Genomic DNA, 12,809 nt, shown 5'->3' with positions numbered 1-12,809 from the left:
CTGTTCCGGCCTTCCGGCGGGCAACCTGCGCGCGCATCGGCCGAACGGCCGATCTTGCGGCCCTATCTGCCCAGGTGGGCGCCGCCGTTGACGTGCACGACCTGCCCGGTGACGTGCCCGGCCGCCGGGCTCGCCAAGAACGTCACCACGGCGGCGACGTCGTCCGGCGTCCCCGGGCGCTTGTTCATCGTGTTGCCGATCAGCCACTCGCGACGCCGATCGCTCAGCTGCCCGTGGAAGAACTCGGTGTCCCCGACCAGCCCCGGCGCGACGACGTTCGCGGTGATCCCGCGCGGCCCGAACTCCCGCGCCACACTCACGTTCCAGCCCTCGACCGCGGCCTTCGCGGCCCCGTAGGACCCAGCGCCGGTGTGCGCGGCGATCGAGCCGACGGTGATGATGCGCGCGCCGTCGGCGAGGCGGTCGCGCAGCGCGTGCGTCACCAGCGCGGCACTGACCACATTGGACCTGAGGTTCCGCTCGAACGCGGCCGCGAAGCCGGCCAGCCCTTCTTCGCCGTCGCCGTCGAGGAAGTCCGTGTTGCCACCGGCGTTGTTGACGAGGACGTCGACGCGATCCGGCAACTCTCCCAGCGCGGCTTCGACGGCGGCCGGATCGGCGGCGTCGAACACGACGGGCCGCGCACCGGTGAGCGCCGCGGCCTCGGTGAGCACCTTCTCCCGGCGCCCGGTGATCGTGACGCGCTCGCCGGCCTGGGCGAAGGCCACCGCCACGGCGTAGCCGATGCCCGTGCCGCCGCCCGTCACCACGATTTCCCTGTTGTTCGCCATGAACCCGACCATAGTGCCTAGGATCGGGGCATGAGCAAGATCGACCCGGCCACCTCCGCGCTCCTGCTGATCGACCTGCAGCAGCGGATCGTGGCGCTGCCCACCACGCCGTACCGCGGCGAAGAAGTCGTCGCCAACGCACTGCGGCTGCGGGAGGCGTTCCCCGGCGCCGGAGCGCCGGTGGTGATCGTGCAGGTGTCCCGACCGGACAACCCGCCGGGCAGCGAACTGGTCTTCGACGCCGGCGACGACAAGATCGTCACGAAGTACACGATCGGCGGCTTCGCGGGCACGGACCTCGACGAGTTCCTGCGCGGCGCGGGCGTCCGCACGGTCTTCTTCGGCGGCATCGCCACGGAATTCGGCGTCGAGTCGACCCTGCGCGCGGCCTCGGACCACGGCTACGACACGGTCGCGGTCTCGGACGCGATGACAGCGCTTTCCGATCTCTCGCACGAAAACGCCATCACGAAGATCTTCCCCCGGCTGGGCACGGTCGTGACGACCGAAGAAGCGCTGGCGGCGCTGGCGTGATCGACAAGATCGCCTGGATCCACGTCGTGGACGGCCGGGTCCTGGCGGCCCGCTCGCGCGGCAAGGACAAGTTCTACCTACCGGGCGGCAAGCGCGAGCCGGGCGAGACCGACGCCGAGACGCTGGTCCGCGAGATCCGTGAGGAACTCGGAGTGGAGATCGACGTCGAGTCGATCACCCCGGCGGGCACGTTCGAGGGCCAGGCACACGGACACGCGGAGGGCACGCTCGTCCGCACGACGGCCTACTCGGCGGAGTACCGGGGAACACCCCGCGCCTGCGCGGAGATCGAGGAGATCGCCTGGCTCGGCTACCCGGACCGGCCGCGGGTTTCCCTGGTGGCGCAGCAGATCTTCGACCACCTGCACGAGGCCGGGCGGCTGAGCTGAGGGGCATGTAAAGGTTCGTCCAGGCCGGCTCCGGTGGCGAGCGATCACTTCCGCTTGATCAGCGGCGCGTCACGGGAAAACGCCCGGAACCCCACGCTGTAGTACAACTCCCGCGCCGGTGCCGGCTCGCCCATGCAGGCGACCGTCGCGTGGCGGGCACCCGCCTCGGCCGCCAGCCGCATCCCCCGCAGCAGCATCGCCTTCGCCAGGCCCTGGCGGCGGTAACCCGGGTGCGTGCCGACCGGCTCGAACTCGACCGTCTCGTTCACCTCGTCGAGCCACATGATCGCCGAGCACGCCATCGTCCCGTCCGGTGCCTCCACCAGGACGTGCAGGTCGCCGCGGTAGCCCGGCACCTGCCGCAAGCTCTCGTACGAAGAAGCCGAGTACGACGTCGGTGCCCACGCGTCGATGTGCGCCTGCACCACGGCTTCCGGCTCGACCTCCGCGGCCGTGCGGAAGGCGAACCCGGCCGGCAGCGACGGCTCCGCCACCTCGACGAGGTCGCGTTCGTTGAGCTGGGACCACGTGTCCGGCGCGTCGGGCTGGTAGCCGTGCCCGGCCCACCGCCGCAGGGCGAACGCGTCGGCCGCCGCCGGGAGCACTGTGCGCGAAAGGCCGGGAGCCGTGGCCTCGAACCAGGCGATCACCTCGTCGACCAGCTCCGCGTGCGAGGGGTGCACCTGGTAGGCCAGGTACGCGCCCTTGATGTCCTTGACCGAGCCGTCGTTCCGGCGGACCCGGCGCGGCAGCTCGGCCCAGCCCCACGCGGCGAGCTCGCCGTCCGAAAACCACTGCCGGTGCTCGCCCTCGCCGCCCGTGCGGCCCCAGTTCCAGGCCAGCTCGCCGTACGACGCGTCGGCGTTGACCAGTTCCGGGTGGGTGGCGGTGATCCGCTGCGCCAGGCCCTGCATGCGCCGCAAGGTCGAAAAGTCGGCCATACCGACCACTGTCGCAGGGCTGTCCAGCCGATTACGCCAGGCGAAGCTTGGGCTTGTGTTCCAGGTGCGACAGCCCGTTCCACGCCAGGTTGACCAGGTGCGCCGCCACCTCGTCGCGCTTCGGCTTGCGCGCGTCCAGCCACCACTGGCCGGTCAGCGCCACCATGCCGACCAGGGCCTGCGCGTACAGCGCGGCCAGCTTCTCGTCGTAGCCGCGGGCCGCGAACTGCTGGGCCAGGATGTGCTCGACCTGGCTCGCGATGTCGTTCAGCACCGTGGAAAACGTCCCCGTCGAGCTGGCCACCGGGGAGTCGCGGACCAGGATGCGGAAGCCGTCGTGGGAGTCCTCGACGTAGGACAGCAGCGCCGTCGCCGCCTGCTCCAGCATCGCTCGCGGGTGGCCGCCGTGCAGCGTCGAGACCATCCTGTCGAGCAGCAGCTGCGTCTCGCGGTCGACCACCACCGCGTAGATGCCTTCTTTGCCGCCGAAGTGCTCGTAGACCACCGGCTTGGACACGTTCGCGCGGTGGGCGATCTCTTCGATCGACGTGCCGTCGAAGCCCTTCTCGGCGAACAGGGCCCGCGCCACGTTCAGCAGCTGCTGCCGCCGCTCGGTGCCGGTCATCCGGACCCGGGTCACCGGGGCGGCCGGACGCGCCCCGGTGACCTGTTCACGCTTCGAACGTCGTCTCCCCGCCATCGGGGCAGCCTAGTTGACTAGGCTTTTTCGGTCGCGATACGGGCCAAACGCTGCGGCGTCGGCCAGCGCACGTCGTGCACCCAGCCGAACTTTTCGAAGATCCAGATCAGCCGCGCGGAGATGTCGATCTGGCCGCGCTTGACGCCGTGGCGGGCGGACGTCGGGTCGGCGTGGTGCAGGTTGTGCCACGACTCGCCGAAGGAGAAGATCGCCAGCGGCCAGAAGTTCGCCGACTTGTCGCGGGCGGCGAACGGGCGCTCGCCGATCATGTGGCAGATCGAGTTGACCGACCAGGTCACGTGGTGCAGCACGCAGATGCGGACCAGGCCGGCCCAGAAGAACGCCGTCACCGCGCCCCACAGCGACCACGAGATGAGCCCGCCGAGGATGGCCGGCAGCACCAGGCTGACCAGGGCCCACAGCCAGAACAGGTCGTCGACCTTCTTGATCGCCGGGTCCTTGACCAGGTCCGGCGCGAAGCGCTCGGCGTTGGTCTGGTCCCGCTCGAACAGCCAGCCCATGTGCGCGTGCCAGAAGCCCTTGGCGATGGCCCACGGCGAGGTGCCGAACGCCCACGGCGAGTGCGGGTCGCCGTCGCGGTCGGAGAACGCGTGGTGGCGGCGGTGGTCGGCGACCCAGGTGATCACCGGGCCCTGCAGGGCGATGCTGCCCGCGATGGCCATGAACACGCGCAGCCACTGCTTGGCCTTGAAGGAGCCGTGGGTGAAGTAGCGGTGGTAGGACACCGTGATGCCGAGCCCGCTGATCGCGTAGAACACCACGAAGATGCCGACGTCGACCCAGCTCAGTCCCCAGCCCCACGCGAACGGCACCGCGACCAGGAGGGCCACGAGCGGTGCGATCACCCCGAAGTAGACCGACAGCTGCACGCCGATGCCGCGCTTGCCGTCGATGACAGGTTTGGGCCCCTTGGGGGCCTCCGGCTCCCCGGCGGGCTGAGAGCGGTCGAGCGTGGCCGTCATACGCTTCACTTCTTTCCTACACGGGCACGCCTTCCTACCAAGGGCGCCCTAACCTACGTTGCCGTAGGTTACGGTACAGGAGGTTCGGGCGGCTGGGGAGAGCCCGAACTCACACCCTCCCCGGGAACTCGGGTACCCGGCGCAGGTGCGCCTAACGCATCCCCCGCGCGGACGACACCCGATCGTCGCTATCCTGACCAGGATCGATCCGCCGTAGTGTAATCGGCAGCACTTCAGATTTTGGTTCTGACAGTTCAGGTTCGAATCCTGGCGGCGGAGCAGCAGAAGGAACCGGAAACCCACGAGACCGGGAGGTTGGCGCTGACCGACGAGGCGACCGACCCGGTGGCGGCCAGGCGGCCCGCGCTGGCCGAGATGTCCGACGCCTGGATCGTCGGGCGTGCGCGGGAGCTGAACGCCGCGGTCCAGCGGCACGAGTACACCCAGCAGCTCGAGATCGTCGAGATGCTGGACGAACTGCTCGACGAGACCCAGCGGCGCGGCGAGCCGCTGCTCGTGGCCCAGCTGCTGCGCTCGTCCGCCCTCGCCCGGCTGAACACCAAGGGCCTGGCCCCCGAGGCCGAGCCCCGCCTCGACGAGATGCTCGCGCACACCCGGCGGCACGGCATCGCCCTGCTGCGCGCCGACGCGCACGCGCTGCGCGGCCGCCGGCTCGTGATCGCCGCGCAGGAGGACGCCGCGCTCACCGAGATCGCCCGGGCGCTGGCCATCCTGGACGACTCCACGATCCCCGACCGGCAGGTCGGGCTGCGCAGCTGGAACCGCCTGCTGGCCACGACCCTGATCGACTGCTGGCTGGTGCTCAACCAGCTCGGCGTCTACGAAGCCGCCGAAGAGGTGATCGGCCGGGCCGCCGGCGCGATCCGCGAGAGCGCGAGCCCGCACGACATCGCCCTGCAGCTGATCAACCGCATCAAGATGCTGCTCGGCTGGGGTCTGCGCTTGGAGCGCATCGACGAATACGACGAGAGCGCCGAGAAGTTCCGCACCGCGGCGTCGATGGGCGCGGCCGCCGAGGGCCCGTTCGCCGAGTCGCTGTTCCCGCGCCGGGCGAACGTCGCGGCGATCGACCAGGTCGGCGTCCTCGCCGCGGCACCGGCGCTGAACCAGCCGGGCGCCGAGCACATCGAGCGGCTCCGGAACCTCTACACCGAGCGCGCGTTCGGGCACGACCGGGAGATCGTCGCGATCGCGCTGGCGCGCTGCCTCGACAAGGAGGGCCGCCGCGAGGAGGCCCTGTCGGTCCTGCGCGAGACCAGCCAATCCATCTCGCACGACACTTCGCAGCCGTCGATGCGGCTGAACATCGCCCGCGAACTGGCCCGGCTCGACACGAGCCCGGACTACGCCTCCGGCGCCAGCGAGTCGCTGATCGACTACGCGCGGCGCCTGGAGTCGGAGATGTGGAGCCTGCGCGAGTCGCAGATCGCCACGCTGAACGCCCGCCGCGAGCACGAACGGCTCTCCGCCGAGCACGGGGCGATCACCCAGCAGGCGCTGCAGGACCCGCTCACCGGCCTGCCGAACCGGCGCGCGCTGGACGAGAAGCTGCGCCAGCTCGCGTCGTCCGCCGACGCGCAACCACTGGCGGTCGCCCTGGTCGACCTCGACGGCTTCAAGGGCGTCAACGACAAGCAGTCGCACGCCGAAGGCGACAACGTGCTGCGGGTCGTCGCGAGCACGCTGCGGGACGCGCTGCGCGGCGACGACCTGGTGGCCCGCTACGGCGGCGACGAGTTCATCGTCCTGCTCCCGGGCACACCGGCGTCCGCGGCGAAGATGGCGCTCGGGCGCGCCGTGAAGTCCGTCTCGAACCTGCCGCACCACCTTTCGCACGGCGTGACGCTGTCGATCGGGCTGGTGTCCCTGCGCCCCCAGGAGCGCGGCGAGCAGGTCCTCGCCCGCGCGGACGCGGCCATGTACCAGGCAAAACGCGGCGGTGGCAACCAGGTCGCATCGGCGAACTCGATGGCCGCCGACCCGGCCACCGCGTGGGCGAACGAAGCCCCGCCCACCGACCCCGCGTGGGACGCCGAAGACCACGGTTAGGATCGGTCACCGACCAAAGCGCACTTTCACGTGGAAGTGACCTGGAGGGTGCCTCCGGACCACTTCCACGGGAAAGTGGCGACCGGAGCCATCGTTGGGAGCGCCGTTGACCGGCCCGCTGAGCACGTTGATCCTCGCCGCGGGTGAGGGCACCCGCATGCGATCCGCGACCCCGAAGGTGTTGCACCCCATCGCCGGGCGGCCCCTGGTCGAGCACGCCGTCCGGGCCGCCGCCGGCCTGAACCCCGAACACCTCGTGGTGGTCGTCGGACACGGTCGCGAAGCGGTCGGCGAACAGCTGAGCACGGTCGGCGAAGCCCTCGGCCGCCCGGTCGGCACCGCGGTGCAGGACCAGCAGAAGGGCACCGGCCACGCCGTGTCCTGCGCGCTCGCGACCCTGCCCGCCGACCTTACCGGGACCGTGCTCGTCAGCTACGGCGACGTCCCGCTGCTCGACACCGCGACCCTGGGCGCGTTGCTCGACGAGCACACCGAGGCCAAGAACGCGGTCACCGTGCTCACCTCGGTGGTCGCCGACCCGTCCGGCTACGGCCGGATCGTGCGCGACGCGGCGGGCAAGGTCACCGGGATCGTCGAGCACAAGGACGCCACCCCGGCGCAGGCGGAGATCACCGAGATCAACTCGGGCGTCTACGCCTTCGACGCGGCGGTGCTGCGCGACGGCCTCTCGCGCCTCTCGACGGACAACGCGCAGGGCGAGCTCTACCTCACCGACGTGCTGGGCATCGCGAACGGCGACGGGCTGCACGTCGGCGCGCTGGTCGTCGACGACCCGTGGCTGACCGAGGGCGTCAACGACCGCGTGCAGCTGTCGGTGCTCGGCGCCGAGCTCAACCGCCGGATCGTGCAGCGCTGGCAGCGCGAAGGCGTCACGGTCGTCGACCCGGCCACGACCTGGATCGACGCCGGCGTCACCCTCGCCCGCGACGTCGTCATCGAGCCCGGCGTCCAGCTCAAGGGCAGCACGTCGGTCGGCGAAGGCAGCACGGTCGGGCCGGACAGCACGCTGACCAACGTGCAGATCGGCGCCGGCGCAAGCGTGGTCCGCGTGCACGGCTCGGACTCGGAGCTCGGTGACGGCGTCAACGTCGGCCCGTTCACCTACCTGCGCCCGGGCACGAAGCTGGGTGTCAAGGCGAAGCTCGGCGCGTTCGTCGAGACGAAGGCCGCCGACATCGGCGCCGGCACGAAGGTGCCCCACCTGACCTACGTGGGTGACGCCACGATCGGTGAGCACAGCAACATCGGCTGCTCCAGCGTCTTCGTGAACTACGACGGCGTGAACAAGCACCGGACCGTTATCGGGTCGTATGTCCGGTTGGGCGCGGACAACACCTTCGTCGCCCCGGTGAACATCGGTGACGGCGCTTACAGTGGTGCGGGTGCCGTGATCCGCGAAGACGTCCCGCCGGGCACACTCGCGGTGTCGGCGCCGCCCCAGCGCAACATCGAAGGCTGGGCGATCCGGCGCCGGCCGGGTACGCCCGCGGCGGAGGCGGCCCAGGCTGCCCTCGACGCCGATTCAGCAGCAGCAGGAACCGACGGGGAGTCGCCAGCATGAGTCCGAAGCAAGGGACGCCGAAGAAGAACCTGATGCTCTTCTCCGGACGCGCGCACACGGAGCTCGCCGAAGAGGTGGCCCAGCACCTCAACGTCACGATCACCCCGCAGACGGCGCACACGTTCGCCAACGGGGAGCTGTTCGTCCGGTTCGAGGAGTCCGTCCGCGGGACCGACGCCTTCGTCATCCAGGCGCACACCACGCCCATCAACGAGTTCGTGATGGAGCAGCTGATCATGGTGGACGCGCTCAAGCGGGCGAGCGCGAAGCGGATCACCGTGGTGATGCCGTTCTACCCGTACGCGCGCCAGGACAAGAAGCACAAGGGCCGCGAGCCGATCTCGGCGCGGCTGATCGCGGACCTGTTCAAGACCGCGGGCGCCGACCGGATCATGACGGTCGACCTGCACACCGCGCAGATCCAGGGCTTCTTCGACGGCCCGGTCGACCACCTGATGGCGCAGACCGTGCTGGCCGACCACATCAAGGCCACCTACGGCGACGCCGACATCACGGTCGTTTCGCCGGACTCGGGCCGGGTGCGGCTGGCCGAGAAGTGGGCCGCCCAGCTGGGCGACCGCCCGATCGCGTTCATCCACAAGACCCGCGACCCGGACAAGCCCAACCAGGCGGTGGCCAACCGCGTGGTCGGCAAGGTCGAGGGCAAGCTCTGCGTGCTGATCGACGACATGATCGACACCGGCGGCACGATCGTGAAGGCCACCGAGGCCCTGATCGAAGAGGGCGCGGCGGACGTGGTCATCGCGACGACCCACGGCATCCTGTCCGACCCGGCGACCCAGCGGCTCTCGTCGTGCAAGGCGCGGGAAGTCATCGTGACGAACTCGCTGCCGATCCCGGAGGAGAAGCGCTTCCCGGGGCTGACGGTGCTGTCGATCGCCCCGATGCTGGCCGAGGCGATCCAGCAGGTCTTCGAGGACGGCTCGGTCACGTCCCTCTTCGACGGCAACGCCTGACTCCCAGCCCTACCGCAGTCGTCGTGAGTGGTAATTGGGGTTCTAACCCGAATTACCACTCACGACAAGCCGCGGCAGACCTCAGTAGGCGACGGTGAACCGCGCCCGGCGGTGCTTCGCCTGCTCGATCTCGTCGACGTAGGCGATCGCGAAGTCGTCGCCGCCGATGTGCGACCGGCCGTTCTCGTCGGTCACCAGGACGTCGCCGCCGATGCGGAACTCGCCCTTGCGCTCGCCGGGCGTCCACGCGCCGAACTCGGCGGCCGGGCTGACGTAGAACCAGTCGAGGCTCTCCGGCTGCTCGCGGAGCAGGCCGAGGACCTCGGCATGGCTGCCGGCCTCGTCCTTGTACTCGGCCGGGAACTCCGGGGTGTCGAACAGCCGCGGGCCGCCCTCGGCCACGTACAGGCTCGCCGCGCCGCCGACGAACGACAGCCGGGCGCCGTGCTCGCTCGCGATCCGCGCCAGGGCGGGCACCGCCTCGATGAGCTTCTTGCCGTCGATCTCGCGGGCCGGGGTGGCGACCACGACGACGTCCGCGCCCTTCACGACCTGCGCGACGAACTCCTCGTCGTGCAGCGAACCCTGCCTCGCCTCGAGGCCTTCGGGGACCGAGCCCTCGTGGCGCGCGACCCCGACGACCTCGTGCCCGCGGCGCAGCGCCTCGGCACCGATCCTGCCCCCGGCGTAGCCCGTCGCCCCGAAAACCACCAGCTTGGCCATGGAATCTCCTCGTTCGTAGTCGGCCGTCACGGCCGATGCTAAGAACGGAAGATCACCTACTTCAACGGAAGCAACACACCTGGGGGTAGGTGCCCAGGTCAGCCGCCGAGGCCGGCGAACTCCGCGGCGACCTTCTGCTTGACGGCATCGGCGTCCAGGCCCGCGCGCACCTCCGCCGTCGCGCTCGGCTTCGACAGCACCTGGTAGCTGGCCGTGCGGTTGGGCAGCTTGAACTTCACGTCGCAGGAGAGCGAGATCGTCTTGTACGGCTCCGCGTCCCCGGCCGCGGTGCACGTCTGCGCCCCGAGCGACTCGGCGCTCACCTCGACCGAGAGGGTGATGCGGACGACGCTCTTCTCCCCCGACGCCGGGGTGCCGACGACGCTGTTGGAGACGTCGACCGTCGTCGTGCAGGAGCCGACGAAGTCCTTGCAGTCGAGCTTGTCGTTGGTGACGACGGCGCTGGCCTGCACCAGCCCCTCGAACGGCTGCCCCAGCCCGCCGACGGCGGCGTCGAGATCGGTGTGGAACGCCTTGACCGCGTCCCCGGTGAGCGCGGTGACGCCGAACTCGGCGCCGTACTTCGGCCCGTTCTGCGGGTCGAGCAGCGCTGGGGCGAAGCTGACGACCCGGTTCGGCTTGGCCGTCGAGACGCGCAGGACCGTGGGCGCGGCGCCGAGCTGGTAGACCTCGGTGCCGTCCGGCAGCTTCGCCTTGACCGGCTCGCTCAGCCGGTCGAGCGCGGTCAGCGCCTTGCGCAGCCCTTCGGCGAGCGCCGGCGGCGCGAACCGGGCCGCCGGGTCGAAGGGCAGCTCGGAGCCGAGCGAGCGCACCCAGCTCGTGCCGAACTGCGTGCCCTCGTCGATGGCGTGCGCCTTCCAGTAGTCGGCGTCGGCCTGCAGGTAGAACTGGCCGGCGGCGGCCGTCACCTGGACGAACCGGCCGTCCAGCGGCAGCCCGCCGGCGGCGTAACCGCCGCGGGTGATCCGGAACTGCTGCTCGGTGCCCTGCACGGTGGCCTTCAGCGCGATCGCGGGTGCCTGGCCCAGCGCCGTGAGGGCGGCGTCGACCGCGGCCCGCTGCTCGGTGCGCCGGTTCGCCATCGCCTGGTCGGCCGCGGAGACCCCGGCGGTGCCGGCGACCGCCACCTGGCAGCCCGCCAGCAGTCCGCCCAGCAGCAGCACCGCCGCCACCTTGCTCCACCGAGCCCGCATTTCGCTCCCCCTGCTCTCCCGCTACCGAGCACACCTCGGCCGGCGTTGTCCCGCCACCGGATTTGTGTCGTCACGTACCGGGGTTCCAGGAGGGTTCTAGCCTGGGCCGGGCACCCGCCGCAACCCACCGTGATGAGGTTGGTTTACACTCTTGAGGTTGTCTCGGCGAGGCGGGGCCCTACTGGGGTGCCCGGCGTGATCGACGCGGCGGCTCGAGTAGCCCCTGTCGTCGTGCACGCCCGGAAACTCGCCGCCGAAACTTCCTTGAACAGAACACATCGGCTTCCCCCGCCGCAGCATGCTGTCTTTGATTTGAAGGAGTGCCACACCGTGTCCGAGGTACGTCTGTCCGTCGAGCCGCGCACCGAGTTCGGCAAGGGCGCCGCGCGCCGCACGCGTCGCGCCGGCAAGATCCCCGCCGTCCTCTACGGCCACGGCGCGGACCCGCGGCACTTCGCGCTGCCGGCCATCGAGTTCGCCCGCGTCGTCCGCGAAAACGGCTCGAACGCCGTCATCACGCTGGACCTGGAGGGCTCGAGCGAGCTGGCCCTGACCAAGACCATCGTGGTGCACCCGCTGAAGAACTACATCGAGCACGTCGACCTGCTGGTCGTCAAGCGCGGCGAGAAGGTCACCGTCGACGTCCCCGTCGTCGTGACCGGCACCCCCGGCCCGGGCGGCCTGGTCAACCAGGACGTCGACACCCTGCAGGTCGAGGTCGAGGCGCTGCACATCCCGGAGCAGGTCGAGGTCTCGATCGAGGGCCTCGAGGTCGGCACCCAGATCCTGGCCGGCCAGGTCCAGCTGCCGCAGGGCGCCACCCTGGTCACCGACCCGGAGTCGCTCGTCGTGGCCGTCAACGAGCCGCAGCGTGAAGAGACCGGCGACGAGGCCGAAGCTGGCGAAGAGTCGGCCGAAGCCGCCGAATAGCATCACCGTATGACGGAAGACCTGCCCGGGGCCGGCGAGCTGATCCTGCTCGCCGGCCTCGGCAATCCTGGACCCCAATATGCCGGAAACCGGCACAATGTCGGGTTCATGGTGCTGGACGAGCTGGCCGCCCGGGTCGGCGGCAAGTTCAAGGCGCACAAGACCGGCGGCGAGGTCCTCGAGGGCCGGCTCGCCGGCCGCCGCGTCGTGCTGGTGAAGCCGCGCTCGTACATGAACCTCTCCGGCGGGCCGGTGGTGGGGGCGGCGAAGTTCTACAAAGTGCCGCCGTCCGGCGTGGTTGTGGTGCACGATGAGCTCGACGTCGACTTCGGTGCGCTGAAGCTCAAGTTCGGCGGCGGCGACAACGGCCACAACGGACTCCGCTCGATCACGAAGTCGCTGGGCACCAGGGACTACTACCGGGTGCGGTTCGGCATCGGCCGCCCGCCCGGCCGCCAGGACCCGGCGGACTTCGTGCTGAAGGACTTTTCGACGGTCGAGCGCAAGGAACTCCCGCTGGAGGTGGACCGGTGCGCGGACGCGACCGAAGCGCTGATCGGCACCGGCCTCGCGGCCGCGCAGAACTCCTTCCACGCGGGCTGACATGGGTGGCGAGGTGAAGCCATGACTCCCGACGAGGTCCGGTCGATCGCGTTCGGCAAACCCCGGTTCGGCCGTCGCGGCTACAACGAGGACGAGGTGGACGCGTTCCTCGACCTCATCGCGGAGGCGCTGGCCGGGCGGAACATCCTGACGCCGGACGACATCCACTACGTCGAGTTCACGATCATGCCGGTGGGCATGCGCAGCTACGACCAGGCCCAGGTCGACCTGTTCCTCGACGAAGCCGAGGCGGCGCTGGTGGAACTGCGCAACCCGAAGCCGGCCGTCGTCGAGGAGGACCCGCAGCGACCGCAGGGCACCCGGAAGTGGTTCGGGCGCAGCTGACGGCGCTGTGACGTCGACCACACAGCG

The 12,809-nt window shown here is 70.4% G+C and carries 14 protein-coding genes and 1 tRNA gene; 9 read left to right on the top strand and 6 right to left on the bottom strand.

Annotated features, from left to right (window positions below):
- Window positions 1-62: 62 nt before the first annotated feature.
- On the bottom strand, window positions 63-791 hold the full coding sequence (locus ACWED2_RS05260; protein WP_449689175.1) for an SDR family NAD(P)-dependent oxidoreductase: 729 nt from the start codon (window positions 789-791) through the stop codon (window positions 63-65).
- A gap of 30 nt (window positions 792-821) precedes the next feature.
- On the opposite strand from ACWED2_RS05260, the gene ACWED2_RS05255 reads away from it, so the two are divergent.
- On the top strand, window positions 822-1,325 hold the full coding sequence (locus tag ACWED2_RS05255; RefSeq protein ID WP_449689174.1) for an isochorismatase family protein: 504 nt from the start codon (window positions 822-824) through the stop codon (window positions 1,323-1,325).
- Window positions 1,322-1,714, top strand: a complete 393-nt coding sequence (locus ACWED2_RS05250) for an NUDIX hydrolase (RefSeq protein ID WP_449689173.1) — start codon at window positions 1,322-1,324, stop codon at window positions 1,712-1,714. Before ACWED2_RS05255 ends, ACWED2_RS05250 begins: the two co-directional genes overlap by 4 nt.
- 44 nt (window positions 1,715-1,758) lie before the next feature.
- On the opposite strand, the gene ACWED2_RS05245 is transcribed toward ACWED2_RS05250, so the two are convergent.
- The 3 genes from ACWED2_RS05245 to ACWED2_RS05235 form a co-directional block, all read right to left on the bottom strand.
- Window positions 1,759-2,655, bottom strand: coding sequence for a GNAT family N-acetyltransferase (locus ACWED2_RS05245; RefSeq protein ID WP_449689172.1), 897 nt, complete (start codon window positions 2,653-2,655; stop codon window positions 1,759-1,761).
- A 31-nt stretch (window positions 2,656-2,686) separates the two neighbouring features.
- Window positions 2,687-3,280 (bottom strand): TetR family transcriptional regulator, encoded by a 594-nt coding sequence (locus ACWED2_RS05240; protein ID WP_378195984.1) that lies wholly within the window; start codon window positions 3,278-3,280, stop codon window positions 2,687-2,689.
- Between the two features lie 92 nt (window positions 3,281-3,372).
- Window positions 3,373-4,338, bottom strand: a complete 966-nt coding sequence (locus ACWED2_RS05235; protein WP_449689171.1) for an acyl-CoA desaturase — start codon at window positions 4,336-4,338, stop codon at window positions 3,373-3,375.
- Window positions 4,339-4,545: 207 nt separating this feature from the next.
- Here ACWED2_RS05235 and ACWED2_RS05230 point away from each other — a divergent pair.
- The 4 genes from ACWED2_RS05230 (at window position 4,546) to ACWED2_RS05215 (ending at window position 8,967) form a co-directional block, all read left to right on the top strand.
- Window positions 4,546-4,617 (top strand) — tRNA-Gln (locus ACWED2_RS05230).
- A 96-nt stretch (window positions 4,618-4,713) separates the two neighbouring features.
- Window positions 4,714-6,408 (top strand): diguanylate cyclase domain-containing protein, encoded by a 1,695-nt coding sequence (locus ACWED2_RS05225; RefSeq protein WP_449689295.1) that lies wholly within the window; start codon window positions 4,714-4,716, stop codon window positions 6,406-6,408.
- Window positions 6,409-6,514: 106 nt separating this feature from the next.
- On the top strand, window positions 6,515-7,990 hold the full coding sequence (glmU, locus tag ACWED2_RS05220) for a bifunctional UDP-N-acetylglucosamine diphosphorylase/glucosamine-1-phosphate N-acetyltransferase GlmU (protein WP_449689170.1): 1,476 nt from the start codon (window positions 6,515-6,517) through the stop codon (window positions 7,988-7,990).
- Window positions 7,987-8,967: a ribose-phosphate diphosphokinase gene (locus ACWED2_RS05215; protein ID WP_449689169.1), complete on the top strand. Its 981-nt coding sequence runs from the start codon at window positions 7,987-7,989 to the stop codon at window positions 8,965-8,967. Before glmU ends, ACWED2_RS05215 begins: the two co-directional genes overlap by 4 nt.
- Before the next feature lie 81 nt (window positions 8,968-9,048).
- On the opposite strand, the gene ACWED2_RS05210 is transcribed toward ACWED2_RS05215, so the two are convergent.
- Window positions 9,049-9,690, bottom strand: coding sequence for an NAD(P)-dependent oxidoreductase (locus ACWED2_RS05210; protein ID WP_449689168.1), 642 nt, complete (start codon window positions 9,688-9,690; stop codon window positions 9,049-9,051).
- A 98-nt stretch (window positions 9,691-9,788) separates the two neighbouring features.
- Window positions 9,789-10,883, bottom strand: coding sequence for a hypothetical protein (locus ACWED2_RS05205; RefSeq protein WP_449689294.1), 1,095 nt, complete (start codon window positions 10,881-10,883; stop codon window positions 9,789-9,791).
- Window positions 10,884-11,234: 351 nt separating this feature from the next.
- Here ACWED2_RS05205 and ACWED2_RS05200 point away from each other — a divergent pair, with 351 nt between their 5' ends.
- From ACWED2_RS05200 to ACWED2_RS05190, 3 genes are read left to right on the top strand one after another with little or no spacing between them, the layout of a single operon-like run.
- Entirely contained in the window at window positions 11,235-11,834 is a 600-nt protein-coding gene (locus ACWED2_RS05200; protein WP_449689167.1) for a 50S ribosomal protein L25/general stress protein Ctc, read from the top strand.
- 9 nt (window positions 11,835-11,843) lie between these two features.
- The gene (pth, locus tag ACWED2_RS05195; protein ID WP_191307189.1) at window positions 11,844-12,437 is read left to right on the top strand and encodes an aminoacyl-tRNA hydrolase; all 594 of its coding nucleotides are present in this window, start codon (window positions 11,844-11,846) and stop codon (window positions 12,435-12,437) included.
- A gap of 21 nt (window positions 12,438-12,458) precedes the next feature.
- Window positions 12,459-12,782, top strand: a complete 324-nt coding sequence (locus ACWED2_RS05190; protein WP_449689166.1) for a DivIVA domain-containing protein — start codon at window positions 12,459-12,461, stop codon at window positions 12,780-12,782.
- The last annotated feature ends 27 nt before the right edge of the window (window positions 12,783-12,809 follow it).

The sequence above is a fragment of the Amycolatopsis sp. NPDC005003 genome (assembly GCF_053600695.1).
This window is presented reverse-complemented; position numbering and strand designations above follow the sequence as displayed.

Bases quoted from the DNA above. Each gene is read 5' to 3' on its own strand.
- ACWED2_RS05260 (WP_449689175.1), bottom strand. From the start codon at position 791: ATGGCGAACAACAGGGAAATCGTGGTGACGGGCGGCGGCACGGGCATC.
- ACWED2_RS05255 (WP_449689174.1), top strand. From the start codon at position 822: ATGAGCAAGATCGACCCGGCCACCTCCGCGCTCCTGCTGATCGACCTG.
- ACWED2_RS05245 (WP_449689172.1), bottom strand. From the start codon at position 2,655: ATGGCCGACTTTTCGACCTTGCGGCGCATGCAGGGCCTGGCGCAGCGG.
- ACWED2_RS05240 (WP_378195984.1), bottom strand. From the start codon at position 3,280: ATGACCGGCACCGAGCGGCGGCAGCAGCTGCTGAACGTGGCGCGGGCC.
- ACWED2_RS05235 (WP_449689171.1), bottom strand. From the start codon at position 4,338: ATGACGGCCACGCTCGACCGCTCTCAGCCCGCCGGGGAGCCGGAGGCC.
- ACWED2_RS05225 (WP_449689295.1), top strand. From the start codon at position 4,714: ATGTCCGACGCCTGGATCGTCGGGCGTGCGCGGGAGCTGAACGCCGCG.
- ACWED2_RS05215 (WP_449689169.1), top strand. From the start codon at position 7,987: ATGAGTCCGAAGCAAGGGACGCCGAAGAAGAACCTGATGCTCTTCTCC.
- ACWED2_RS05210 (WP_449689168.1), bottom strand. From the start codon at position 9,690: ATGGCCAAGCTGGTGGTTTTCGGGGCGACGGGCTACGCCGGGGGCAGG.
- pth (WP_191307189.1), top strand. From the start codon at position 11,844: ATGACGGAAGACCTGCCCGGGGCCGGCGAGCTGATCCTGCTCGCCGGC.
- ACWED2_RS05190 (WP_449689166.1), top strand. From the start codon at position 12,459: ATGACTCCCGACGAGGTCCGGTCGATCGCGTTCGGCAAACCCCGGTTC.